Annotated in this window: 18 protein-coding genes; 10 read left to right on the forward strand and 8 right to left on the reverse strand. The window is 64.2% G+C overall.

All coding sequences use genetic code 11. The features are described 5' to 3' along the window. Positions 1-207: 207 nt before the first annotated feature. The 4 genes from CIC12_RS30310 to CIC12_RS30325 all read left to right on the forward strand — a co-directional run bounded on the left by CIC12_RS30310 (position 208) and on the right by CIC12_RS30325 (position 5,690). On the forward strand, positions 208-1,359 hold the full coding sequence (locus tag CIC12_RS30310) for an ATP phosphoribosyltransferase regulatory subunit (RefSeq protein ID WP_168669861.1): 1,152 nt from the start codon (positions 208-210) through the stop codon (positions 1,357-1,359). 203 nt (positions 1,360-1,562) lie between these two features. Beyond that, on the forward strand, positions 1,563-2,909 hold the full coding sequence (locus CIC12_RS30315) for an adenylosuccinate synthase (RefSeq protein WP_168669862.1): 1,347 nt from the start codon (positions 1,563-1,565) through the stop codon (positions 2,907-2,909). 3 nt (positions 2,910-2,912) lie between these two features. After that, positions 2,913-3,503, forward strand: a complete 591-nt coding sequence (locus tag CIC12_RS30320) for a phosphoribosyltransferase (protein WP_168669864.1) — start codon at positions 2,913-2,915, stop codon at positions 3,501-3,503. Between the two features lie 300 nt (positions 3,504-3,803). Beyond that, complete coding sequence (locus tag CIC12_RS30325) at positions 3,804-5,690, forward strand: potassium transporter Kup (protein WP_168669866.1); 1,887 nt, start codon at positions 3,804-3,806, stop codon at positions 5,688-5,690. Positions 5,691-5,920: 230 nt separating this feature from the next. Here CIC12_RS30325 and CIC12_RS30330 read toward each other — a convergent pair whose 3' ends face one another. Then, a complete protein-coding gene (locus CIC12_RS30330; protein WP_168669868.1) occupies positions 5,921-8,269 on the reverse strand; it encodes a Tex family protein in 2,349 nt (782 codons plus the stop codon). A 214-nt stretch (positions 8,270-8,483) separates the two neighbouring features. On the opposite strand from CIC12_RS30330, the gene CIC12_RS30335 reads away from it, so the two are divergent. From CIC12_RS30335 to CIC12_RS30345, 3 genes are all read left to right on the forward strand, one after another. After that, positions 8,484-9,578: a hypothetical protein gene (locus CIC12_RS30335; RefSeq protein ID WP_446728054.1), complete on the forward strand. Its 1,095-nt coding sequence runs from the start codon at positions 8,484-8,486 to the stop codon at positions 9,576-9,578. A 134-nt stretch (positions 9,579-9,712) separates the two neighbouring features. Then, positions 9,713-9,931, forward strand: a complete 219-nt coding sequence (locus tag CIC12_RS30340) for a DUF465 domain-containing protein (protein WP_042322843.1) — start codon at positions 9,713-9,715, stop codon at positions 9,929-9,931. 63 nt (positions 9,932-9,994) lie between these two features. Next, on the forward strand, positions 9,995-12,265 hold the full coding sequence (locus CIC12_RS30345) for an ATP-dependent DNA helicase (RefSeq protein WP_168669869.1): 2,271 nt from the start codon (positions 9,995-9,997) through the stop codon (positions 12,263-12,265). A gap of 150 nt (positions 12,266-12,415) precedes the next feature. Here the strand turns inward: CIC12_RS30345 and CIC12_RS33485 are convergent, their stop codons facing one another. Both CIC12_RS33485 and CIC12_RS30355 read right to left on the reverse strand, forming a co-directional pair. Next, on the reverse strand, positions 12,416-12,679 hold the full coding sequence (locus CIC12_RS33485; protein ID WP_168669870.1) for a hypothetical protein: 264 nt from the start codon (positions 12,677-12,679) through the stop codon (positions 12,416-12,418). 235 nt (positions 12,680-12,914) lie between these two features. After that, the gene (locus tag CIC12_RS30355; RefSeq protein ID WP_168669871.1) at positions 12,915-14,165 is read right to left on the reverse strand and encodes a JmjC domain-containing protein; all 1,251 of its coding nucleotides are present in this window, start codon (positions 14,163-14,165) and stop codon (positions 12,915-12,917) included. Between the two features lie 32 nt (positions 14,166-14,197). Between CIC12_RS30355 and CIC12_RS30360 the strand changes: the two genes are divergently transcribed. Then, on the forward strand, positions 14,198-14,737 hold the full coding sequence (locus CIC12_RS30360) for an FKBP-type peptidyl-prolyl cis-trans isomerase (protein ID WP_121317423.1): 540 nt from the start codon (positions 14,198-14,200) through the stop codon (positions 14,735-14,737). Here the strand turns inward: CIC12_RS30360 and CIC12_RS30365 are convergent. From CIC12_RS30365 to CIC12_RS30380, 4 genes are all read right to left on the reverse strand, one after another. Next, positions 14,717-16,102 (reverse strand): metallophosphoesterase, encoded by a 1,386-nt coding sequence (locus CIC12_RS30365; protein WP_168669872.1) that lies wholly within the window; start codon positions 16,100-16,102, stop codon positions 14,717-14,719. The two genes, CIC12_RS30360 and CIC12_RS30365, sit on opposite strands and share 21 nt — an antisense overlap. Continuing rightward, entirely contained in the window at positions 16,089-18,773 is a 2,685-nt protein-coding gene (gene mutS / locus CIC12_RS30370) for a DNA mismatch repair protein MutS (RefSeq protein ID WP_168669873.1), read from the reverse strand. The genes CIC12_RS30365 and mutS overlap by 14 nt, the downstream gene beginning before the upstream one ends. Positions 18,774-18,933: 160 nt before the next feature. Next, the gene (gene lplT / locus CIC12_RS30375) at positions 18,934-20,232 is read right to left on the reverse strand and encodes a lysophospholipid transporter LplT (RefSeq protein WP_168669874.1); all 1,299 of its coding nucleotides are present in this window, start codon (positions 20,230-20,232) and stop codon (positions 18,934-18,936) included. 336 nt (positions 20,233-20,568) lie between these two features. Further along, on the reverse strand, positions 20,569-21,372 hold the full coding sequence (locus tag CIC12_RS30380; RefSeq protein WP_168669875.1) for an inositol monophosphatase family protein: 804 nt from the start codon (positions 21,370-21,372) through the stop codon (positions 20,569-20,571). 670 nt (positions 21,373-22,042) lie between these two features. Here CIC12_RS30380 and CIC12_RS30385 point away from each other — a divergent pair. Then, positions 22,043-22,888: a TrmJ/YjtD family RNA methyltransferase gene (locus CIC12_RS30385; RefSeq protein ID WP_168669877.1), complete on the forward strand. Its 846-nt coding sequence runs from the start codon at positions 22,043-22,045 to the stop codon at positions 22,886-22,888. Positions 22,889-23,075: 187 nt separating this feature from the next. Beyond that, on the forward strand, positions 23,076-23,918 hold the full coding sequence (gene cysE, locus CIC12_RS30390) for a serine O-acetyltransferase (protein WP_168669879.1): 843 nt from the start codon (positions 23,076-23,078) through the stop codon (positions 23,916-23,918). Between the two features lie 259 nt (positions 23,919-24,177). Here cysE and CIC12_RS30395 read toward each other — a convergent pair whose 3' ends face one another. After that, the gene (locus tag CIC12_RS30395; RefSeq protein WP_168669881.1) at positions 24,178-24,975 is read right to left on the reverse strand and encodes a UDP-2,3-diacylglucosamine diphosphatase; all 798 of its coding nucleotides are present in this window, start codon (positions 24,973-24,975) and stop codon (positions 24,178-24,180) included. Between the last annotated feature and the right edge of the window lie 2 nt (positions 24,976-24,977).

The raw sequence follows: 24,977 nt of genomic DNA on the forward strand, positions 1-24,977 counted from the left end.
ACGTGGTGCATGCCCGATTGCTCGCAAGGGCCGAGGCACGCTTTGGGTGCGGTGGGCGCTGTAAGGCGCGCCGATATCCGCTTGAAGCGCTGTGGGCGGACCAGGCCGATGCCCGCGATCGTCGCCAGAATCCAGCCGCCGCCCGCCATTCTCACACTCACTTACCGGCGCTTCAGCCGCCGTGTTCAACGTCGTAGGACTGTATCGATGTCGACCTGGTTACTTCCCGAGAATATTGCCGACGTGCTGCCGTCGGAAGCCCGCAAGATCGAAGAGTTGCGGCGCCATTTGCTGGACCGTTTCCGTTCGTACGGCTACGAGATGGTGATGCCGCCGCTGCTCGAATACCTCGAGTCGCTGCTTACCAGCGGCGGCCATGATCTGAATCTGCGCACCTTCAAGCTCGTTGACCAATTGTCCGGCCGCACACTCGGCCTGCGCGCCGACATCACGCCGCAGGTTGCACGTATCGATGCACATCTGCTGAACCGCCAGGGCGTCACGCGTCTTTGCTACGCGGGCAACGTCGCTCACACGCGGCCGCGCGGCCTGCACGCGACGCGCGAGCAGATTCAGATCGGCGCGGAAATCTACGGTCACGCCGGCCTCGAAGCGGATCTGGAGATCCAGCAACTCATGCTCGACGCGCTGCGTCTTGCGGGGCTCGCCAAAGTACGCCTCGATCTGTGTCACGCCGGCGTGCTGGCGGCCCTGATCGAAGCTGAGCCGGCCGCGGCGGACCTTGGGCAGTCGCTGTACGACGCGCTGGCGGGCAAGGACGTGCCGCGCCTCGTCGAGCTGACGGCGGGGCTCACGCCGGTCATTCGCGACGCGTTGCGCGCGCTGCCGACGCTGTACGGCGACGCGTCGATGCTCGACGAAGCGCGGGCGCGCCTGCCCAACGCACCGGCGATCGCCCGCGCGCTCGACGACCTCGCGTTCCTCGCGAGCCAGGTGGACGGCGCCGAAGTGATGATCGATCTTGCCGACCTGCGTGGCTACGCGTACCACAGCGGCGTGATGTTCTCCGCGTATGTCGACGGCGTGCCGAACGCGGTGGCCCGCGGCGGCCGTTACGACCACGTCGGCCAGGCCTATGGACGCGCTCGTGCGGCAACGGGTTTTTCGCTCGATCTGCGTGAAGTGGCGCGCATCTCGCCGGTCGAAGCGCGCAGCAGCGCGATTCTCGCGCCGTGGCAGCACGACGACGCCTTGCGCGTGAGCGTCGCCGCGTTACGCGACGCCGGCGAAGTGGTAATCCAGGCGCTGCCTGGTCACGAGCACAATCTGGATGAATTCGCGTTCGATCGCGTGTTGGTCGAGCGCAACGGTGCATGGGTCGTCGAACCGCGCGCCTGAGCGCGTTCCGGCTGATCCCTGAGGCGGCTATCCCGACACCGGTCAGACGGCGGCGAAAGTGCCGCTGAACCCGGCGCGGCTAGCCGCCGCGCCGTCTTTCCTATCACCCAACATAACGTGCATACCGTTGAGCGGAAACGGAAAAATTCGGAAGGTTCCGCGAACCTAGGTAGAATACGTTTTTAACCAGCTTACGAAACAACATGTCTGCCAGCGCAGTGAATGTGAACCCCGGGCGTAACGTCGTCGTCGTGGGAACCCAGTGGGGTGATGAGGGCAAGGGCAAGATCGTCGACTGGCTGACGGACCACGCTCAAGGCGTCGTTCGCTTCCAGGGCGGTCACAATGCCGGTCACACGCTCATCATCGGGGGCAAGAAAACCATCTTGCGCCTGATTCCGTCGGGCATCATGCATCCCGGCGTCGCATGCTATATCGGCAATGGCGTCGTGTTGTCGCCCGAAGCGCTGTTCAAGGAAATCGGTGAACTCGAAGCCGCCGGCGTCGACGTTCAGAACCGCCTGTTCATTTCCGAAGCCACCACGCTGATCCTGCCGTATCACATCGCCATCGACCAGGGCCGCGAAGCGCGCCGTGGCGCGGGCAAGATCGGCACGACCGGCCGCGGCATCGGCCCGGCCTACGAAGACAAGGTGGCACGCCGCGGCTTGCGCGTGCAGGACCTGTTCGAGCCGGCAACGTTCGCCGAACGGCTGCGCGAAAACCTCGACTATCACAACTTCGTGCTCACGCAATATCTGGGTGTCGCCGCTGTCGACTTCCAGCAAACACTCGACACGATGCTGGGCTACGCCGACCGTCTGAAGCCGATGGTCACGGATGTCTCGCGCCGTCTGTACGACGCGAATGCCGCCGGCAGCAATCTGCTGTTCGAAGGCGCGCAAGGCACGCTGCTCGACATTGACCACGGTACCTATCCGTTCGTCACGTCGAGCAACTGCGTGGCAGGTGCGGCGACCGCGGGCGCGGGCGTCGGTCCGCAAAAGCTGAACTACATTCTCGGCATCACCAAGGCGTATTGCACGCGCGTCGGTTCGGGCCCGTTCCCGAGCGAACTGTACGACGCGGACAACGCCGCGCGTCAGGAGGCGATTGGCCTCGAACTGGCTACCGTCGGCAAGGAATTCGGCTCGGTCACTGGCCGTCCGCGCCGCACCGGCTGGCTCGACGTCGCCGCGCTGCGTCGCTCGATCCAGATCAACGGCGTGTCGGGTCTGTGCATGACCAAGCTCGACGTGCTCGACGGCCTCGACGAAGTGAAGCTATGCGTCGGCTACACGGTCGACGGCAAAAATGTCGATCTGCTGCCGCGTGGCTCGTCGGAAGTCGCGCGTTGCGTGCCGGTGTACGAAACCTTCGCGGGGTGGAAGGAAAGCACCGTCGGCATCAAGGAATGGGACAAGCTGCCGGCCAATGCGCGCGCCTATCTGTCGCGTGTGCAGGAAGTCGCAGGCATTCCGATCGACATGGTGTCGACCGGCCCGGATCGCGACGAGACCATTCTGCTACGTCATCCGTTCAAGGTTTAAGCCATGGTTCAAGGTGTACCCATGATCGCGATGAAAGATCCACGCAATGACGACAAGAACCTGTGGGTCGGCTGGGACGAGTATCACCGGCTGATCGAGTTGCTGGCGCTCGACGTGCACGAATCGGGCTGGAAATTCGACCAGATTCTGTGCCTCGCGCGTGGCGGCCTGCGCGTGGGCGACCAACTCTCGCGCATCTACGATCTGCCGCTGGCAATTCTCGCCACCAGCTCGTATCGCGAAGCGGCCGGCACAGAGCAGGGCGAACTCGACATCGCTCAATACATCACGATGACGCGCGGCGAACTGCACGGCAACGTGCTGCTCGTCGACGACCTGGTCGACTCGGGCGTCACGCTGGCGCGGGTTCAGCAGCATCTGAAAGAACGCTATCCGGCGATCACCGCGGTGCGCTCGGCCGTGCTCTGGTACAAGGGCTGCTCGAAGGTGAAACCCGACTACCACGTGCAGTATCTGCCCACCAATCCTTGGATTCATCAACCGTTCGAGGAGTGGGACACGGTTCGTCCGCACAATCTTGGCGCATGGATCAAGCGCGGTGTCGCGCAGGCGCAGGAGTCGTCGGGAGAGTGATGTGGACTTCCGGCGCATTAACCGTCGCGTCGTTTGCACCGCAGTGCCCGCAAAGCGGAGCCCGTATGGGCTCCGTTTTTTTTTGCGCATCGACAGCGTCTGCGCGCGGCTCGAATGTACTTCGCAATCCACGTGATACCGGTGCCGGCGAGAGGGCCGACCCGGCAGACGCGTGCAAAACGCAGTGCTACACTGCGCGGACTATCCACGTGGTGTATCCACAACAAGCAGGGCGGTGTCAGGCGGGCAGTTTAGAATAGCGGTCGTTTTTTCCGCTCAGGGAACGGATTCCTCGCGTCTATGACAGATAACAATCACGTGCACAAACAGCCACTGCCTTCCCTCGCGATTGCCGCGATCGGAGTGGTGTTCGGCGATATCGGCACGAGCCCGTTGTATTCGTTGAAAGAGGCATTCAGCCCGTCGCACGGTATTCCGCTGACCGAGCAATCGATTCTCGGCGTGATCTCACTGCTGTTCTGGGCGATCATGATCGTGGTCGGCGTCAAGTACGTGCTGTTCGTGATGCGCGCGGACAATAACGGCGAGGGCGGCGTGCTCGCGCTGATGGCGCTGGCGCTGCGCTCGCTCGACGAGAAGTCGAAAATGGCCGGCCTGCTCGTCATGCTCGGCATCTTCGGCGCCTGCATGTTCTATGGCGATGCGGTGATTACGCCGGCCATTTCGGTGATCTCGGCGGTCGAGGGTCTGGAGATTGCCGCGCCCCATCTGTCACATCTGGTGCTGCCGCTGACGATTGCGATCCTGATTCTGCTGTTCTGGATTCAGCGGCATGGCACGGCGATGGTCGGCCGCCTGTTCGGCCCGATCATGGTGGTGTGGTTCGTCGTGCTCGCCGCGCTCGGCCTCTGGCATATCGGGCAGTCGCCCAACGTGATCCGCGCGCTAAACCCGTATTACGCGTACTCGTTCATGGCCGCGCACGTGCTGCAGGCCTATGTGGTGCTCGGCTCGGTCGTGCTGGTACTGACCGGCGCCGAAGCGCTGTATGCCGACATGGGCCACTTCGGCGCGAAACCGATCCGCATGGCGTGGTATCTGCTGGTGATGCCGTCGCTGGTGCTGAACTACTTCGGCCAGGGCGCGCTGCTGATGCACGACCCGAAGGCCATCGAAAATCCGTTCTTCCTGCTTGCTCCTGACTGGGCGTTGCTGCCGCTCGTCGTGCTGTCGACGGTGGCGACCGTGATAGCATCGCAGGCCGTGATCTCCGGCGCGTATTCGCTGACGAGCCAGGCGATCCAGCTCGGCTACGTGCCGCGCATGAAGATCCTGCACACCTCGGAGCTGGCGATCGGCCAGATTTATGTGCCGGTCGTGAACTGGATGCTGCTGTTCATCATCCTGTGCATCGTGATTGCCTTCAAGAGCTCGGACAACCTCGCCGCCGCGTACGGTATCGCAGTGACGGCCACGATGGTCATCACGACGATCCTCGCCTGCGTCGTGATGGTGAACGTGTGGAACTGGAACAAGCTGCTGGTGGCGTTGATCATCGGCGTGTTCATGACGATCGACCTGGGCTTTTTCGGCGCGAATCTGCTGAAGGTCGAGGAGGGTGGCTGGCTGCCGCTCGGTATCGGCGCGCTGCTGTTCTTCCTGCTGATGACCTGGTTCAAGGGCAGGATGATCGTCAAGGAGCGCACGGCCGCCGACGGTATTCCGCTAATGCCGTTCCTGCAGGGGCTGCTCGCGCATCCGCCGCATCGCGTGTCGGGGACGGCGATCTATCTGACCGGCAGCGATACGCTGGTACCGGTGAGCCTGCTGCACAACCTGAAGCACAACAAGGTGCTGCATGAACGCACGATCTTCCTGACCTTCGTGACGCGCGACATTCCATACGTGAACGACGCGGAGCGCGTGACGGTCAAGGACATCGACGGTGGTCTGTATCTCGTGAAGGCGGCGTACGGCTTCAACGAGACCCCCGATGTAAAAGCGGTGCTGCTCGAAGTCGGCCGCACGCACGACATGACCTTCGAGTTGATGGACACGTCGTTCTTCCTTGCTCGCGAAACGGTGGTACCGACGCAACTGCCGGGCATGTCGGTGTGGCGCGAGCGTGTGTTCGCATGGATGCATCAGAACGCCGCGAAGCCGACGGACTTCTTCAGCATTCCGGCCAACCGGGTGGTGGAGTTGGGGACCAAGATCGAAATCTGAGTACGGTCACAGCGGGTTGCCGTGCGCTTCGTACGACGGCGCGCGAAAACAGAAAGCCCACGCGATTGCGTGGGCTTTTTGTCTTGATGTCTTCAAGGGCTTCGTTGCTGCATCGGCTTACTTGCCGCGCGAGCACTCAGGCGATGAACGTGCGCACGTGCAAACGAAAGGCATGCGTAGGCCAACGCGTGAACGGGCCAACATACCGGCCACGCGCGTAGCCGATGCGCTTACTTTTGCTTGAGTTTTGCGAACGCCGCAGCCATCGCACCACCCGGTTCCGGTTCGCGCGAGCGTTGCTGCGACGCGCCTCGCCCCGCGCTACCTGAGCGGCCGGCACCGCCGCGATCCTGCTGTGCGCCACCGCTGCTGCGTGCCGCGACCGCGCCGAACTCGTCGTCCAGACGCATGGTCAGCGCGATGCGCTGGCGTTTCACGTCGACTTCGAGCACTTTCACCTTGACGATCTGGCCGGCCTTGACGACTTCGTGCGGGTCCTTGATGAACTTCGTCGACATCGCCGACACGTGCACGAGACCATCCTGATGCACGCCGATGTCGATGAACGCACCGAACGCCGCCACGTTCGTCACCACTCCTTCGAGCACCATGCCCGGCGTCAGATCGCTGACCTTCTCGACGCCTTCGCGGAACGTCGCGGTCTTGAACTCGGGGCGCGGATCGCGGCCCGGCTTTTCGAGTTCGAGCAGAATGTCGCGCACGGTCGGCAGACCGAAACGTTCGTCGACGAATTCCGCCGGCGACAGCCCGCGCAGCGCGTCACGATTGCCGAGCACTTCGCCGACGTGCTTGCTGATTTTCGCGAGCATCCGTTCGACGACCGGATACGCTTCCGGGTGCACCGACGAGCGGTCGAGCGGATTCTCGCCGTTGTTGATGCGCAGGAAGCCGGCGGCCTGTTCGAAGGTTTTGTCGCCGAGACGCGGCACCTTGCGCAGATGCTCGCGCGACGGGAACGGACCGTTCGCATCGCGATAGTCGACGATGTTGCGCGCGAGCGTCGCGTTCAGGCCCGACACGCGCGCGAGCAGCGCGACCGACGCGGTGTTCGCATCGACGCCGACCGCGTTCACGCAGTCTTCGACCACCGCGTCGAGCGAGCGGGCCAGTTCACGCTGATTCACGTCGTGCTGATACTGGCCGACGCCGATCGCCTTCGGCTCGATCTTCACGAGTTCCGCGAGCGGGTCCTGCAGGCGGCGCGCAATCGACACCGCGCCGCGCAGCGACACGTCCATTCCGGGGAATTCCTTCGCCGCGAGTTCGGAGGCCGAGTACACCGACGCGCCCGCTTCGGACACGACGATCTTCTGCAGCTTGAATTCCGGATGACGCGCGATCAGCTCGCTCGCAAGCTTGTCCGTTTCACGCGACGCCGTGCCGTTGCCGATGCTGATCAGCTCGGCCTGCGTCTGCGCGCAGAGGCGCGCGAGTTTCGCGATCGAACCGTCCCAGTCGCGGCGCGGCTCGTGCGGATAGATCACGTCGGTGGCGAGCACCTTGCCGGTCCGGTCGACCACTGCGACTTTCACGCCAGTGCGCATACCAGGATCGAGACCGATCACGGCCTTCGGGCCAGCCGGTGCGGCCAGCAGCAGGTCCTTCAGATTGCGCGCGAATACGCGGATTGCTTCGTGTTCGGCTTCGTCGCGCAGATTCGTCAGCAGTTCGTTTTCGATGTGCGGCTGCACCTTCACACGCCAGCACCAGCGGCACACGTCGGAGAGCCACTTGTCGGCCGGGCGGTTCTGATTCGCGATGCCGAAGTGACGCGCGATCAGCGCTTCGCCCGGATGCGGCACCTGCGCGTCGAGCTCTTCGCCGAGGCCCAGCTTGACCATCAGCACGCCCGCATTGCGGCCGCGGAACAGCGCCAGCGCGCGATGCGACGGCACCGTGCGGATGGTCTCCGCGTAATCGTAGTAGTCGCGGAATTTCTCTTCTTCCGCGTTCTTCTTCCCCTCAACCACTTTCGACGACACCACGCCCTGGTTGAACAGGTAGTCGCGCAGCTTGCCGAGCAGTTCGGCCGTTTCGCCGAACTGTTCGGAGAGGATGTCGCGCGCGCCGTCGAGTGCGGCCTTGACGTCGGCGACGCCTTTCTCGGCGTCCACGTACGCGGCGGCTTCGGTTTGCGGATCGAGCAGCGGATTGGCCAGCAGCGCGTCGGCGAGCGGCTGCAGACCGGCTTCGCGCGCGATCTGCGCGCGCGTGCGGCGCTTCGGCTTATACGGAAGGTACAGATCTTCCAGCACCTGCTTGCTGTCGGCGCCTTCAAGCGCGGTACGCAGCTCGTCGGTGAGTTTGCCCTGTTCGTCGATGCTCGTGATGATCGCGGCGCGCCGGTCTTCCAGCTCGCGCAGATACAGCAGGCGTTCCTCGAGATTGCGCAGTTGCGTGTCGTCGAGATTGTCGGTCACTTCCTTACGATAGCGGGCGATGAACGGAACAGTCGCTCCTTCGTCGAGAAGTTGCACCGCGGCCGCGACCTGGCGCGGCTGGACGGACAGTTCGGCGGCGATGCGCTGTACGATCTTGAGTGCTACGGTTTCCGTCATAAGGTCTTGGTGTTCCTGCGGACTCAGTCAGGGGCCGCGCGCTGACGGCGTTGGGACACGCCGGGCGTGTGCGCTGCGACCAGGTTGCTGGAGCGGGGCATTTTGCCATAAATGCCAAAGGGCTCAACCGCAGGGTGATAGAATTTCGGGCATGTTCCGCTGACCCTCTACGACGTTGCCAATCTCCTTGTCCCTCAACCGCCTGGGCTTTCGCTTGGTCTCTCGCCTGTCACCGGATTTGTCGCCGGTATTGCCCGAATCGCCGCTGTTTTTGCCGCGTTTGTCTCTCACCTCGCTGCTGTCGGCGGCGCGGTCCGCGCTTGGGCCCACTGTCATCGCGCAGCGGCTGTTCGCCGTATCGTGCGCATCGTGTGTGATGGTGGCCGCGCTAGCCGTGTCGGCAACACCGGTCGCGGCGCAAACGCCAGCGTCGGCGGGCAACAGCCCGGCGGTGTCCGGCGGGACTGTAGCGCCGGCAGCAGCAACGACCGTGCAGGACCAGGAGCCGACCGGCGACGCGGACACCGACAGCGCGGGAAGTGCCGATAGCGCGAGCGACGCGGCCGCTCCTGACAACTCGTCGGCCGCTCCGGACAACTCGTTCGAAGCGCGGCAACGCGCGCTGGATCAGCGCAGCGACGAGAACAACTACACCTACGGCGTCGCGCAGCATGACTGCTATAGCCGGTTCTTCGTCAATCACTGCCTGAACCTGGCGCGCGACAGCATGCGTGCGGTGCAGGCGGAGATTCGCAAGGAGCAGCTCGCGCTCGACGGCGAGCAGCGTGCGCAACGCGCGCGCGCGCGCGACGAACGCGCCGCGTTGCGCCGCGCCCGCAACGAAGCGGATGCGCCGCAGCGTGCCGCCGAAGATGCGCGCAACGAACAGGCTTACCAGGACAAGCAGCGTCAGCACGCGATCGATCAGGCACAACGCGGCGCCGAAGCGCCGCAACGCGCGGCCAACGCGCAGGCCTACGAGGACAAGCAGCGCCAGCATGCGATCGATCAGGCGCAGCGCGGCATCAGTCCGTCGCAGGCGGCGGCCAATCAGCGGGCCTACGATCAGAAGCAGTCCGACTACCAGCGCAAGCTCGAGGAAGCGCGTCAGCAGGGCGCGCAGAAGGCGCAGGAGCGCGTTGAGAAGCAGCAGAGCTTCGAGAAAAAGCAGGCCGATGCCGCTCAGCACAGGGCCGATGTGGAAGCGCGTCAGAAGCAGGCGACCGAGAAGGCCGAGCAGAAACGGCAAGACCAGTTGAAGCAGGAGCAACTCGAAGAGCAGCAAAAACAGCAACAGCAGCAACAGTAAATGTGCTGTAGTGGGTCCTGGCGGGTTCTGGCCAGGACCGTAGTCGTAGTCGCCGTAACGCGTTTTGAGCCGGACAGCAACCTCAGGCGTCGGTCTGCGCGCGCAGACCGCGCCGCAGAAGGGAGGAGGCGAGCATGCGCGATCATCACCACGTCATCAACGCGGACACACTTCGCGACCGGATTCTGCAACTGGAATCGGAGCACAGTGGGCTCGACCGGTTGATCGACCGAATGTCGGATGAGCCCGGCATCGACGACTTCGAGTTGCAGCGCCTGAAAAAGCGCAAACTCAAAGTCAAGGACACCATCATCTTGCTGCAATTGCAGCTCGAACCGGACGCACGCGCCTGAGTTCGCGGCCTGGCAGGCGCCGGGCGCGCGCCGCGCGAGCCGGACTTTGCAGGAATGCTTGCCTTGAATTCACCGCTTGAAACTTCATCCCGGCGCACGCCGGGCGACGACGCAGCCACCGGCACGCCGGCGCCGCGTCCTGCCGCGTCCGCGCTGAGCGCGTCGTTGAATCCGCGGCGCGTCGCCGAACTGGATCAGATCTTTGCCGATGACGGCCTGCTGGCCCGGCAGATCGATGGCTATCGCTCGCGGGCCTCGCAGATCGAAATGTCGCGCGCGGTCGCCGCAGCGATGGAAGCGTCGGGCCGCGCGATGCCCGAGCCCGCGATGTTCGAGGCGCAGAAGCGTCCCGCACGGCGTCTGCAAACGACCGGTGCCGCCGGCGCCGAGGCCGCAGCCGACGCCTCTGAAAACGCCGGATCGGGCGGCCTCGACGGCAGTGAAAACACGCTGATCGTCGAAGCGGGCACGGGTACCGGCAAGACCTATGCGTACCTCGTGCCGGCCATGCTGTGGGGCGGCAAGGTGATCGTCTCGACCGGCACCAAGCACTTGCAGGACCAGCTCTTCCAGCGCGACATTCCGACCGTGCGCGACGCGCTCGCGGTGCCGGTGTCGGTCGCGATGCTCAAGGGGCGCGCCAATTACCTGTGCCACTACTATCTGCAGCGCACCGCGGACAACGGCCGTTTGCCGTCACGCCAGGAAACCTCGTATCTGCAGGATATCGTGCGCTTCGCGAAGATCACGCGCACCGGCGACAAGGCTGAACTCGCGAGCGTGCCGGAGACGGCGGCGGTGTGGTCGATGGTCACGTCGACGCGCGAAAACTGTCTTGGCCAGGAGTGTCCGCATTACAAGGACTGCTTCGTGATGCAGGCGCGCCGCGAAGCGCAGCAGGCCGATATCGTGGTGGTCAACCATCACCTGTTTTTCGCCGACATCATGTTGCGCGACACGGGCATGGCGGAACTGCTGCCCACCGCGAACACCGTCATCTTCGACGAAGCGCATCAACTGCCCGAGACCGCGACGTTGTTCTTCGGCGAGACGCTGTCAACCACGCAGTTTCTCGAGCTCGCGCGCGATTCGGTCGCCGAAGGTCTGGGCCATGCGCGCGAAACGGTCGATTGGGTCAAGCTCGGCGCGACGCTCGAGCGCGCGGCGCGCGATGTGCGGCTGGCATTCAAGGAAGACTCGGTGCGTTTGTCGATTGGTCAGTTGCCCGACGATCATCCGCTGTTCCCCGCGCTCGAAACGCTCGAAACCGAACTCGACGCCTTGGCCACCGCGTTGGCGGGGCAGGCCGAGCGCGCCGAGTCGATCGGCGCGTGCCTGCGTCGCGCGCGCGAATTGCAGGGCGTGCTGGCCGGATGGACGACACCGCCCACTGCGACCGAACGCAATGCTGCGCACGCACAGCAGGGCGCGTCGAACGACGGCAACGCCGAGCGCGCGGACCCGAACGAAAAGGTGCGCTGGATCGAAGTCTTCTCCCATACCGTGCAGTTGCACGAGACGCCGCTGTCGGTCGCGCCGATCTTCGCGAAGCAGCGCGCCGGTGTGCCGCGCGCGTGGATCTTCACGTCGGCGACGTTGTCGGTGCGCGGCGACTTCACGCACTACGCCGCGCAGATGGGCCTGAACGCCAAGCGCTCGATGACGCTGCCCAGTCCATTCGACTATTCGACGCAGGGCCTTTTGTACGTGCCACGCAACTTACCGCAGCCTTCCTCCCCGATGTTTACCGACGCCGTGTTCGACGCCGCGTTGCCCGCGATCGAAGCCTCGGGCGGCGGCGTCTTCATGCTGTGCACAACGCTGCGCGCGGTGGATCGCATCTCGGCGAAGTTGCGCGATACGATCGAAGCGCGCGGCTGGAACTATCCGCTGCTCGTGCAGGGCGATGCGAGCCGCACCGAGTTGCTCGAGCGCTTCCGCTCGTACGGCAATGCGATTCTGGTGGGTAGCCAGAGCTTCTGGGAAGGAGTGGACGTGCGGGGTGACGCGCTGTCGCTGGTGGTGATCGACAAGCTGCCGTTTGCGCCGCCCGACGATCCGGTGCTGTCGGCGCGGCTCGATGCGTTGACGAAGAAAGGCTTGAGCCCGTTCGCCGTGCATCAGCTGCCGCAGGCCGTGATCACGCTGAAGCAGGGTGCAGGCCGTCTGATTCGTGCGGAGACCGATCGCGGCGTGCTGATGATCTGCGACACGCGTCTTGTCGACAAGCCGTATGGACGTCGTATCTGGCAGAGCCTGCCGCCGTTCAAGCGCACACGCGAGATCGAGGTGGTGCGCGAGTTCTTCGAAGAGAATTCGACGCGGATTCAATAGGGCGCGTGTGTGTCGAACCGCCGTTGAAAAACGGCGTCTGAATGGCAAAACGCCACGGATGTGAATCCGTGGCGTTTTGCTTTACCACCCGCGAAATCGGCAAGACTTCGCGGTGCGGTTTTCGCCTGAAGGCGAGCCCTAAGCTACAGCTTAGTTGCTTGCAGCCGAAGCCGGAGCAGCAGCCGAAGCAGCAGCGCCTGCGTCCGAAGCAGCAGCGCCTGCATCCGAGGCAGCAGCCGTAGCCGAAGCAGCAGCGTCGCTCGCAGCAGCAGCCGAATCCGAAGCTGCAGCAGCAGCCGGTGCCGAGGCAGCAGCAGCGTCGCTAGCCGGGGCAGCGGCCTGATCGTTGCTCTTGTTGCATGCAGCCAGTGCCACAGCTGCCAACAGGGATGCTACGAGGAGGGATTTCTTCATGATCACGTCCTTTTATGGTTTAAAGGTAAGCAACAGCGCAAAATAAAACCGGTAATGTGCTCCAACACCGACCTGGGCCGCTGGTGGAGACGCTCTTTCGACGAGCTGGAATCTTCCCTACGGCTTGGGCGGAAATTATATGCACTTTCGTACTGACAGTCGATAAATCCGGGGTCAATACGTTGTCTTTCTCATACAAAATTTCAACAGTACGGTATATAGCAGGCGGGCAGAGTTACACAAGCTCGCCCACTTGTATCCAGCCCGCACAATACCACTCGTGCAGCAGTGCTGTCACCGACGAATCGTGTGAGAGTGTTACAAAGCGTTTCGCACTCAAGCACCGGTGATCCGCGAGATCAAACAGCCATTTTTTCGCGCCGTCAAATGACATTTCTTCTCCATTTACGAAGAAAAAACGGCGGTTGTACAACAGATTAGTCTTGCGGTCGAGGCGCAGGCCGCACTTGACCGCCTGACTGATAAAACGGGTTTCGTTGAGCGGCCTTTGCGGCGGATCAAACACGACACTCGGCTTCGGTTCGCTGAGATAGGTGCCAAGGAACGACGCAATATCCTGCTCTTTCCATTTGATGCCAGCAAGGATTGCGCCAACCCTCTCGACCAGCGCCGCCGGCAGTTCCGCAGGCCGGTCGACGGCAGGCTGCTGCGGATCGCGATAAAGCGCGCCCATCTTGCCCCCCGATTCTCCGCGCTCGGCCAGATGGTAGAGGAACTGCGCGGTCAGCTCGCTCGCGGCAGGGGCGCGAAAGCCGATCGAGCATGTCATGCATTCGCCTTCCGCGATGCCGTCATGCGCGATATGCGGTGGCAAATACAGCATGTCGCCGGGCTCCAGGAGCCATTCTTCCTCAGCCTGGAAATTCTGTAAAACTTTCAAAGGCAGGCCGGTCTGCAAGGTCAGATCTTTCTGTGAGCTGATGCGCCAGCGGCGCTTGCCTTTTACTTGCAAAAGAAACACATCGTAGGAATCGAAGTGGGGGCCTACGCCGCCGCCGTCGGTTGCGTACGAGATCATCAGGTCGTCGAGACGCGCGTCCGGCACGAAGCGGAAGCGGTCGAGCAACGCGCGTGCGCGATCGTCATAAAGATCCACCCCCTGCACGAGCAGCGTCCAGGCGCGCTGCTTCACCGAGGGCAGTTCATCGGGCGCGAATGGACCGTGTTCGAGCTGCCATTTATTGCGGAAGTGGGTGATCAGGCGCGCCTCGACTTCGTCCTGATCGGCCAGCTCGAAGAATTCGTCGCGTGAGAGCGGCGCCTCGACGTTCGGAATCGCCTGGCGAATCAGCAACGGCTTTTTTTGCCAGTAGCGGCGCATGAATTGCGACGGACTCAAATTGCCGAGCAAGGCAGTCGGCGTGTCAGGCGAGGGCGGAAGAACGGGCAGCGCCGGCTTTGAAGCTGGCGACGAATTGCGTGCCGAAGCTGCATCGGCCGGGTGGTCTGTGGGCCGCTTAGGCATCGTATAATGTGAGTTGTATTCTGGAGAATCGAATGAAAATCGCAAAGAACACCGTCGTGTCGGTCGCTTACAAGCTATCGGATGCGCAGGGCAATCTGATTGAGGAAAGCGACGAGCCGATGGTCTATCTGCACGGCGGCTATGATGGCACGTTCCCCAAGATCGAGGAAGAGCTCGACGGCCACGAGGCCGGCTTCGAGACTCAGATCCAGCTCGAACCGCAAGACGCGTTCGGCGAGTACGATGCCGATCTCGTGAAGATCGAGCCGCGCGATCGCTTCCCGGAACCGCTCGAAGTCGGCATGCAATTCGAAGGCACGCCGGAAGAAGGCGACGAAGATCTCGATTCGCTCGTCTACGTGGTGACCGAAGTCGCGGAAGACAAGGTCGTGCTCGACGGCAACCATCCCCTTGCGGGCATGGCGCTGCGTTTCGCGCTGACCGTGAAAGACGTGCGCCCGGCCACCGAAGACGAAATCCAGCACGAGCACGCGCATGGCGCTGACGGCCTTGAAATCCTCGACGAAGACGACGAGGAAGATGAAGACAAATCAGGGCCCACCCTGCACTGAACTTGCCGGCACGCCGCCGGGCACGCTCGAGCCTGATGAGGCGCCGGGCGTGTGCGGTGCGGAGGCCGGGGCGGGCGGCGCCGACATTGCCGGGCCGTATCCGCCGCCGCCCTGATCGGCCGGCAGGCGTGGCACTTGATCCGGTTGCGGCTCGCCGGGTGCCTGCAGTAGCGGCGGTAATTCTGATGCCGGTCCCAGTGCCGGTACCGCCGGCATCGAAGCAGCCGGTTCCTCACGTGGCGACGCCGGTTGCGCCGTGGGCATTGGCATATGCTTCGGCACATCGCGCGCACTCACACGGAATGGCGGTTTTCTGCCGGGTTCCGCTTCAATCTGAATCCACTGGTTAAGACGATCATGCGGCGCAAGCGCGACTCGCGTGAGATTCGTCACCAGCATCCCCTTGTCGTTGCGTAGCGGCTGATCGATCACGAAGCCGCCGTTGGCGCGTTCGTCGTCCTCGTGTATCACCAATATGGGGCCGTGGAAAATCTGCGCGAGCTTGACGAGGCTGCGTTTGAATTCCAGGAAGCCGTCGCGGCGAGGGCTGTGCGCAAAGCGCAGCCACGCGAAACGGTCGGGGCGTTCGTAACGCTCCGGATCGAAGTCGCCCTGAAGGAAAACGACGATCGCGCGCGCGTCGCGGCGTTTCGCGTATTCACCGGCGTGTTCGAGCCAGAAGGCGTTGGCGATGACCCGGTCTTCGAATTCACCGTTGCGGCCGCCCGCGGTCAGATAGTGATTGTTCGGGCCCGGCGCATTCAGACCCACGAACACGATGTCATCTTTGTCGCCCGATGTGTCGTTCGATAACCAGCGCACGTTTTCGCGAAACGGCCGAAAGCGCGAGACTTCGCTTTCCCGCGTCAACGCGATCGGGTTCTGGCCCATCGACGTCGCATCGGCGAACAGAGTCTGACGCAGTAAGTCGAGCCGTTCGACCGGATCGAAACCGCCGGCCTCGGCCGTGCCGCAATCGACCCAGTCATGCTGACCCGGAATGAAGAAGAGAGGGATGCGCGAAGTTTCGAGCAGCGTGTGTCGGCGCTCGTAGAGCGCATCGCGACAGGCTTCTTTCGGCCCCTTCAGATTGCCGTTGTAGACGATGAACGACACGTCGCGCTCGCGGTTGATCGCCTCGATCAGCCGTTGCGTCGCGGCTTCGTCGGCGGGGCCGTGCATCGTGTCGGCGATGACCGCGAAGGTGAAGCGCGGGGCCGCGGCGTAGGCAGGCGTGGCGAACGCGAAGAGTCCCGCGAGAGACAGACAACCCGCGAGAGCGCCGATCAACGCGAAAGCGAAAGTCGGCGCCGCGCGAATTCCGCGCGGGCGCTGCGAGGGCCTGTGTACGTCAATGATCCGCATCCGGCGCGGCGGCCAGTTCGTGCAGCTCGTACAGCAGCTCGAGTGCTTCGCGCGGGCGCAGATCGTTGGGGTCGATGCCGCGCAAACGTTCGACGAGCGCCTGCATGGCGGGCGAGGCAGGCGCCTGCGCGGACCTGTGTTCATCATCGTCCGCGTCTTCGGCCAGCATCGGCATGGGCGCTGCGAACAGATCGAGTTGCGGCGCGGGCTGCGCCGCCGACTGCTGTTCGAGATGGGCAAGATGCTTGCGCGCCGCGCGAATCACCACGTTCGGCACGCCGGCGAGCTGCGCGACTTGCAGACCGTAGCTCTGATTGGCTGGACCTTCGCTGACCGCGTGCAGGAACACGATGCCGTGCCCATGTTCGACCGCCGACAGGTGCACGTTGGCCGCATGCGAAAACTCGGCCGGCAACTGCGTCAGTTCGAAGTAATGCGTAGCGAACAGCGTATGGCACCCATTGTGCGCGAGCAGATGCCGCGCGATGGCCCACGCCAGCGCGAGCCCGTCGAACGTCGAGGTGCCACGGCCGATTTCATCCATCAGCACGAGACTGTGCGGCGTGGCGTCGTTCAGGATCGCGGCGGCCTCGGTCATCTCGACCATGAAGGTCGAGCGGCCGCCGGCCAGGTCGTCGGCTGCGCCAATGCGCGTGAAGATGCGGTCGATCGGCCCGAACGCCGCGCGCCGCGCCGGCACATAGCTGCCCACGTACGCGAGCAGGGCGATCAACGCGGTCTGGCGCATGAAGGTCGATTTACCGCCCATGTTCGGGCCGGTGATCAGCAGTAGCTTGCGCTCGGGCGTAAGCGTGCAGTCGTTGGCGATGAACTGCTCGACCTGCGCCTCGACGACCGGGTGCCGTCCCTGTTCGATCTCGATGCCGGAGTCCGGCGAAAACGTCGGTGCCACCAAGTCGAGCGCGCGGGCGCGCTCGGCGAAGGCGGCGAGCAGATCGAGTTCGGCGAGCGCCGAGGCGACCCGCTGGCAATCCGGAATGAAGGGCAGCAGCGTTTGCAGCAGTGCGTCGTACAGCGAACGTTCGCGCGCAAGTGCGCGCTCCTGGGCGGACAGCGCCTTGTCCTCGAAGGTCTTCAGCTCCGGCGTGATGTAGCGTTCGGCGTTTTTCAGCGTCTGACGGCGGCGATAGTCGTCGGGCACCTTGTCGGTCTGGCCGCGCGTGACTTCGATATAGAAGCCGTGCACTTTGTTGTATTCGACGCGCAGATTGCCGATCCCGGTACGCGTGCGCTCACGCGTTTCGAGGTCGATCAGGAACTGTCCACAGTTCTCCGAAATATCACGAAGTTCGTCGAGTTCCGCGTCGTAGCCTCGCGCGATCACGCCACCGTCGCGCACCATCGCCGCGGGCTCCTGCGCGATCGCACGCGTGAGCAGGTCGACGCAGGCTTGTGGCGGTTCGAGCGACGCATCGATGCGCGCGAGCGAATCCGCATTCGACGACACGGCCGCGAGTTGCGCCCGCAGTTCGGGCAGTGCGATGAAGGTGTCGCGCAGACTGGACAGATCGCGCGGCCGCGCCGACAGCAGGGCGAGCCGGCCCGTGATGCGTTCGATATCCGAAATCTTGCGCAACGCGCCGCGCAGCGTGTCGACGTCGGCGCCCGGCAGCGCGTCGAGCAATGCGCCGATCGCCTGCTGACGCGCCTGCGCCACTGCGAACTCGCGCGGCGGATGATGCAGCCAGTGACGCAGCAGACGGCTGCCCATGGTCGTGCAGCAGGTGTCGAGCAGCGAACACAGCGTGGGCGATTCGGTGCCGCGCAGTGTTTCGGTGAGTTCGAGGTTGCGGCGCGTGGCGGGATCGAGGCCGATATATTCCGATTCGTACTCAACCTTCAGGCTGCGCACGTGGCGCAGTTGCTGTCCCTGCGTGGACGCCGCATACAGCAGCAGAGCGCCGGCCGCGCCGCACGCGCAGGTCAGCGAATGCGCGCCGAAGCCGTCGAGGCCCGCCACTTCCAGCTGATCGCACAGGCGTTGCGTGCCCGAGGCGATATCGAAATGCCAGACCGGCACGCGGGTCAGTGCACTCGCGTTCACGGGCGGCGTCCAGCTTGCGGAATCGGAAGGCGTGTCGGCGACCAGAATTTCGGCGGGACGAATCCGTTCGAGCGCGGCCGCCACCTGGTCGGGCGCGACTTCCGCGAGGCGCAGCGCGCCGCTCGCCAGATTCAGCCACGCGAGGCCGACGCTGGTCGCGACGCCGCGCCGGTTGTGCGCGACGCACATGGCGAGCAGATAGACGTCGCTCTTGTCGGACAGGAGTGCAGCGTCCGTCAGCGTGCCCGGCGTGACCACGCGCACCACCTTGCGCTCGACCGGGCCCTTCGATGTGGCCGGGTCGCCGATCTGCTCGCAAATCGCGACGGATTCGCCGAGCTTCACCAGTTTCGCGAGGTATTGCTCGACCGCGTGATGCGGCACGCCCGCCATCTTGATCGGATTGCCACCCGACGCGCCCCGTTGCGTGAGCGTCAGATCGAGCAGACGCGAGGCTTTTTCCGCGTCTTCGAAAAAGAGTTCGTAGAAGTCGCCCATCCGGTAGAACACCAGCGTGCCCGGATGCTCCGCCTTGATGCGCAAATACTGCTGCATCATCGGCGTGTGTTGTGCGACGTCGTTGGCCGCTGCGGTTTGAATGCCCATCCTCGGTGTCTTCTTGCGTTAGCTGTTCAGGGCGTGAGTTTAACCTGCCGGCGCGGCGAGCGGACCCTGTCCGGATGGCCAATGCGCGCAGTGGTTCGGTCACGCGCGGCGCAGCGGGTTGTGCGCGCTCGAAGGCGCGCGGCTCGCCGCCGCCATGGCGTCATTCCCCGGCCATCGCCCGCATGTTCACTGTGCGCTCGTTGGCCGCGCTGCGCCGTTTGGCGAGCCACATCATGAACGTGATGAAGCTGCCGAACACGACGATGATCCATTGCGCCGGCATCTTCGCGGTGAGCAGCAGCGCATAGGCGCCGAGCATCAGCAGCACGGCGAGGTTCTGGTTGAAATTCTGCACGGCGATCGAATGGCCCGCGGACAGCAGCGTCGCGCCGCGATGCTGAAGAATCGCATTCATCGGCACGATGAAAAAGCCCGAGAGCGCGCCGAGCAGGATCATCAGCGGATAGGCGAGGAGGATGTAGAACGGCGCGACGTACGAGCCGATCCGGATGCCCGCGCCCGGCGGGAACAGGTCCTTGTTGTAGAAGGCCATCGCGATCGCCACCGCGCCGGTCAGAATGCCGACCGGCAGCACCCGCAGCGACTTGCGCAGCGGAATCAGCGCGGCCGCGGCGGCCGCGCCGACCGCGATGCCGAGCCCCGTCACCCCTTGCATCACCGCCGCCTTCGACAGCGATAGCCCGAGGTTCACATTGGCCCATTTCAGCACCAGCAATTGCAGCGTCACCGCGCCGCCCCACATCAGCGTGGTGACCCACAGCGCGATCTGCGCGAGTTTGTCGGCCCACAGTACGTTGAAGCAGTGATAGAAATCACTGACCAGCTTCGTCGGTTCTGACAGACGGTTCGGATAACGTGCGCCGGTATCGGGAATGAACATGTTGATCGCGGCGGCGATCGCGTAGGTGATCATCACCGCGAACATCGCCAGATCGGCGGCCGAGCGGATCAGTGGCAGGTGCGCATGCGCGACGAATCTGTCGGCGAAGGTGCTGATCAGCGCGCCGCCCACCATGGTGCCGACGATGGTCGACAGGACCGTCGCCGATTCGAGCCACGCGTTCGCCTTGACGAGCTTTTCCGCCGGCAGCAGTTCGGTCAGGATGCCGTACTTGGCGGGCGAATACGCGGCCGCGCCGAAGCCGACCACACCGTAGGCGATCATCGGATGAACGCCTGCGATCATCATCAGGCAGCCGCTCGCCTTCAGCGCATTCGAGATGAACATCACGTGGCGCTTTTGCAGCGAGTCGGCGAATGCGCCGACGAATGGTGCGAGCAGCACGTACGAGACGGTGAAAAAGATCTGCAGAAGCGGGGTGACCCAGGCGGCCGAGCGGATCACGGAGAGCAGCGCGATGGCGGCGATCAACAGGGCGTTGTCCGCGAGCGACGAAATGAACTGCGCCGCGATGATTGTGTAGAAGCCTTTTTTCATGAGGGGGAGTGGAGGCTGCGCGCTCGTTGATAAAAAGCAGAGCAACAAGCGGGCTAGCGAGCGGCTCAAATTCGGGCTGAAAAGCGCGGCGCAAAGCGGGCGCAGAGAAAAACGCGCGATACATGCAACATGCAGCCGGACGAAGCAGTGCGCCGGCGCGGCATCCCGCTTTGTAGCACGAACGCTCATGCGATGCAGAGCCGCCAACAAAAAAGCGGCCGAAGCCGCTTTTTGTTCCACCTGCCGCCGAGGGCCGGCTTGGGTGCCAGTGTGATGAAGGCCCGAGGCGTTTGAATCAACCTCGACTCAGGCCAGCCCTTCCCACGACAACCGGCCTTACGCCGACTGCTCGCGCGTGCGGCTGTAACGCGACAGAACCGGAATCATCTGCGCATAGATCTTCGGGTTGCCCGCGACAATTTCGCCGACGTGCAGGAAGTCCGAGTCGCCCGTGTAGTTGCCGACCAGACCGCCGGCTTCCGTGATCAGCAGGCTGCCCGCGGCGACGTCCCACGCATTGAGGCCCTGTTCGAAGAAGCCGTCCATGCGGCCCGCGGCGACGTTCGCCAGATCGAGCGCGGCGGCGCCCGGACGGCGCAAGCCCGCGCAGGCTTCGGTCATTTCAGCGAACTGGCGGCCGTACGCTTCGATGCCGTCCTTTTCGCGGAACGGGAAGCCGGTGCCGATCAGGCCGTCGGCGAGACGGTCGCGCTTGGCCACGCGGATGCGGCGGTCGTTCAGGAACGCGCCACGGCCGCGCGACGCGGTGTACAGATCATTGCGGGTCGGGTCGTAGACCACGGCTTGCGTCACGATGCCCTTGTGCGCGAGCGCGATCGATACGCAGTAGTACGGAAAACCGTGGATGAAGTTGGTGGTGCCGTCGAGCGGATCGATGATCCACTGGTACTCGGATTCGTTATCCGACTTGCCGGATTCTTCGGCGAGGATCGCGTGATCGGGGTAGGCGGTCTTCAGCGTGTCGATGATCGCCGCTTCAGACGCTTTGTCGACCTCCGTGACGAAATCGTTGTGCTGCTTCTTGCTGACCTGGATCAGATCGAGGTCGAGCGACGCGCGGTTGATAATCTGGGCTGCGCGGCGCGCGGCCTTCACAGCGATATTAAGCATGGGATGCATGAGACGGATCCTTGTGCCGGGGCAGCACGGCTGCTGACCGGTAAATGAGCGCTAAACCTGCGCTGATTGGGCGCCCGAAAAGCGCGGAAACAGCACGGAACGCTCGCCCGGTACAGGACCGGTGCGCATTCCGCCGACGGAGACGAATTGAATAAGAACGAGGCGCCCGGTTGAGCGAAGGGCTAAAACCGGGCGCGAATCCTGGTATTTTACCCGACTCCGGGCGACGCGGCAGCGTTCGCGTTGGGGGCGGGGAATTCGGCGGCAGGCGGGCGCTTTGGGGCGCTGTGGAAGAGCCGCAGGGCCCGTCCGTGGCGACGGAGTGGGAAACGTCTGGCGCAGGCTTCGCCTCTGCAAGGCGGTTGCCTCATCGGCAGCATGGCTGCTACGCCGCAGTGAAAGTGTGCCATGCCGACAGCGGCATGGCGACCGCGATGTGTGCCACGGATGGCGTCTTCGCTTCTGCGTGGAGACTGTCTGGCCGGTTCCCTGGCGACCGCGGGCGATGACATTGCCTTCGGCCGACAGCGGCATGGCGACGGCGAACGAGTGGCACCGCCCGCACATCGTTTGCCTTCCGGTACGGAATTCGCTGTACCGCATCGCGGCAATTCGGAGGCCGCCCGAGGTTGGCGCTACCATACGCGTCTTTAGCTTGCAGAGTGCCATCGTGGACCACACCCACCATTCCTCCGATCCCGCCGTGGCCGACCTGCGCGGCGGCTTCACCTCGACACGCTTCGTGCTCGTCGAACCCAGCCATCCCGGCAACGTCGGCGCGGCGGCGCGCGCGCTGAAGACGATGGGCTTTTCGCGGCTCGTGCTGGTGTCGCCGCGCGTGCCGCATGTGCAGAACGATCCGGAAGCGATCGCGATGGCGAGCGGCGCGGACGACGTGCTTGCATCCGCGCACGTCGTGCCGGCGCTCGCCGACGCACTGGTCGGCGTGCACTGGTCGGTGGCGCTGACCGCGCGGCTGCGCGAATACGGTCCGCCGCAATGGACACCGCGTGCCGCAGCCGTGCTCGCGCATGAGCAGGCGGTGCATGGCGAGATCGCGCTCGTGTTCGGCAACGAGCGCACGGGTCTGTCGAACGAGGACGTCGAGCGCTGCAGCGCGCTCGCGCATATTCCGGCCAATCCGGCCTACAGCTCGCTGAATCTCGCACAGGCCGTGCAGGTTCTGGCGTACGAATTGCGCACTGAGTATCTGTCCGGGGATGACGCGACAGCCCGCGCGCTGGCCGCCGCTCAGGCGAGCGTGAGGCAGGCGACGCAGGGCGAACCGGCGGGCTCACGCGCGGCGAGCGACGAAATCGAAAGCATGTTCACGCATCTCGAGAGCGCGCTGGTTGCCCTCGACTTCCTCGATCCGGCCAATCCGAAAAAACTGATGTCCCGCTTGCGGCGGCTCTTCGCGCGCTCCGGGCTGGAGCGCGAGGAAGTGAACATCGTGCGCGGCATCGCCAAACACATTCTGCTGAAGACAAAGCGAGACGGCGGCGACGCGCCCTGAGCCGTCTACGTCCGACGACCTTGCCGGCAGCGTGGACTTCCGGCAGGTTTCTCGCAATCGACCTACAATCCCCGCAACGTTCTAACTAAATCTGCGGCCGTGCTAAGCGGCCGCATCGCCGTCATGCGTGACGCAGCAGCGTCGCAGCGCGCAGACGGTCCTTCTCCCACAACACACTGTCCATGCCATGTTCACGAGACTTCGCGAAGACATCGCCACGATCCGCGAGCGCGACCCCGCCGCCCGCAGTGCATGGGAAGTGCTCACGTGTTATCCGGGCCTGCACGCACTCGTGCTGCACCGGCTCGCGCATGCGTGCTGGCAGGCGAAGCGCCGCTGGCTCGCGCGTTGGCTCTCGCAGATGGCGCGCTTCATGACCGGCATCGAGATCCATCCGGGCGCGACGCTCGGGCGGCGCGTGTTCATCGATCACGGCATGGGCGTGGTGATCGGCGAAACCGCGCAGATCGGCGACGACTGCACGATCTATCAGGGCGTGACGCTCGGCGGCACGTCGCTCACGCGCGGCGCGAAACGGCATCCGACGCTCGAGCGCGGGGTGATCGTCGGCGCGGGCGCGAAGGTGCTCGGCGGCTTCACGATCGGCGCGGACGCGAAGATCGGCTCGAACGCGGTGGTGACTAAACCGGTGCCCGCGCGCGGCACGGCGGTGGGTAATCCGGCGCGGATCATCGTGCCGGCGGCGGCAGCCACGGCGGCGAGCAACACCAACGCGGGTGGCAACGACGCCGCGCGCGATGCGAAGCGAACGAGCGAACGCAGCGCATTCTGCGCATACGGCATCACGCCGAATGCGGACGATCCGGTGTCGCTGGCGATTCACGGTCTGATCGATCATGCCGCCACGCAATCGAAGCGTATCGATGAAATCGTCGACGCGCTGGAGCGCCTGGGCACGAGCCTCGAAGGTCTGCAAGGCTTGCAGGGCGCGGACGCGGCGTTGCTCGATTTGCGGCGTCTGTCGGCGGCGATTGCGGGGAAAGAGGAAGGGGCGGTGGCGCAGCGGTAATCGCCAATGGGCTGGCCGTGCTGAAGGGTGGCCGGCGCCGGAGCTTTCTGACGGCGGTTTCAGACGGCGGGGCTTCGCGCAGGCAGCAAAGCCGGCAAGCCCATTTCAAGCGAGTCGATCGCTAGCCAGCCATTCCCGGATCAGCATGTCGCCAGGCGGGGCGGTGTAAAGTAAATCGTCAGTCGGCTTCAGGTAGATCGGCAGGACAGTGGGCCCAAAATCAGACCGGCCAGAAGTCAGCCGACTCACTTTACCCGCTTCATTCCAACGGCAACGCCCGAATCCCGTCAGCATCGATCCGCAAGTACCCGCCGCGGTGCGGGCCGTGGTCGAGATCCCAATCCGGCAGAACCCAGCGCGTGCCGCCCGGCTCGCGATGCCGCGCAGGCAGATGCGTGTGCCCATGGATGATCGTCGCCGTTTTCGACGCCTCGAACAGCGCGGCAACGGCCTTCGGCGTCACGTCATACTTCGACGAGACGGGCCGCATGCGGCCATGCTCGCTCTTCGCGCGCATGTTTTCGGCGAGCCTCTGGCGCCAGCGAAACGGCGACGCGAGAAACAGCATCTGCGCGAAACGGTTGCGCGCGAAACGCCGGAATATCTGGTAGCCATGATCCGCGGTGCACAGACCGTCGCCATGAGCGAGCGCGACACGGATGCCGAACGCCGTGATCACGAACGGATCGGGCAGCCAGATCGCACCGGCCGCTTTCATGAAGCGCTTGCCAAGCAGAAAATCGCGATTGCCGTGCATGATGTAGAGCGCGATGCCGCGCTCCGACAGCGTGTGCAATAGCGCCGCAATACGTGCGACGAACGGCTCGACCAGCATGTCGTCGCCGACCCAGTACTCGAACAGATCGCCGAGTATGAACACCGAGTCCGCCTGCTCGGCGGTGACGCGAATGAAATGTTCGAACGCGGCGACCGTATGCGGGATCGCCTCGCTCAAATGAATGTCGGAGAGGAGAAAAAACGGGCGTGCGGCGCGCGGGTGTTGGCCCTCGCCAGGCACGCCCGCGGCGACGCTTCGCAGCGGCGTCTCTTGCAGCATTG

This window comes from Paraburkholderia sp. SG-MS1 (assembly GCF_012275575.1).
Classification (GTDB): Bacteria; Pseudomonadota; Gammaproteobacteria; order Burkholderiales; family Burkholderiaceae; genus Paraburkholderia.

Excerpts from the sequence above, each read along its gene's own strand:
- CIC12_RS30310 (WP_168669861.1), top strand. The coding sequence starts at position 208 with ATGTCGACCTGGTTACTTCCCGAGAATATTGCCGACGTGCTGCCGTCG.
- CIC12_RS30315 (WP_168669862.1), top strand. The coding sequence starts at position 1,563 with ATGTCTGCCAGCGCAGTGAATGTGAACCCCGGGCGTAACGTCGTCGTC.
- CIC12_RS30320 (WP_168669864.1), top strand. The coding sequence starts at position 2,913 with ATGGTTCAAGGTGTACCCATGATCGCGATGAAAGATCCACGCAATGAC.
- CIC12_RS30325 (WP_168669866.1), top strand. The coding sequence starts at position 3,804 with ATGACAGATAACAATCACGTGCACAAACAGCCACTGCCTTCCCTCGCG.
- CIC12_RS30330 (WP_168669868.1), bottom strand. The coding sequence starts at position 8,269 with ATGACGGAAACCGTAGCACTCAAGATCGTACAGCGCATCGCCGCCGAA.
- CIC12_RS30340 (WP_042322843.1), top strand. The coding sequence starts at position 9,713 with ATGCGCGATCATCACCACGTCATCAACGCGGACACACTTCGCGACCGG.
- CIC12_RS33485 (WP_168669870.1), bottom strand. The coding sequence starts at position 12,679 with ATGAAGAAATCCCTCCTCGTAGCATCCCTGTTGGCAGCTGTGGCACTG.
- CIC12_RS30355 (WP_168669871.1), bottom strand. The coding sequence starts at position 14,165 with ATGCCTAAGCGGCCCACAGACCACCCGGCCGATGCAGCTTCGGCACGC.
- CIC12_RS30360 (WP_121317423.1), top strand. The coding sequence starts at position 14,198 with ATGAAAATCGCAAAGAACACCGTCGTGTCGGTCGCTTACAAGCTATCG.
- CIC12_RS30365 (WP_168669872.1), bottom strand. The coding sequence starts at position 16,102 with ATGCGGATCATTGACGTACACAGGCCCTCGCAGCGCCCGCGCGGAATT.
- mutS (WP_168669873.1), bottom strand. The coding sequence starts at position 18,773 with ATGGGCATTCAAACCGCAGCGGCCAACGACGTCGCACAACACACGCCG.
- lplT (WP_168669874.1), bottom strand. The coding sequence starts at position 20,232 with ATGAAAAAAGGCTTCTACACAATCATCGCGGCGCAGTTCATTTCGTCG.
- CIC12_RS30380 (WP_168669875.1), bottom strand. The coding sequence starts at position 21,372 with ATGCATCCCATGCTTAATATCGCTGTGAAGGCCGCGCGCCGCGCAGCC.
- cysE (WP_168669879.1), top strand. The coding sequence starts at position 23,076 with ATGTTCACGAGACTTCGCGAAGACATCGCCACGATCCGCGAGCGCGAC.
- CIC12_RS30395 (WP_168669881.1), bottom strand. The coding sequence starts at position 24,975 with ATGCTGCAAGAGACGCCGCTGCGAAGCGTCGCCGCGGGCGTGCCTGGC.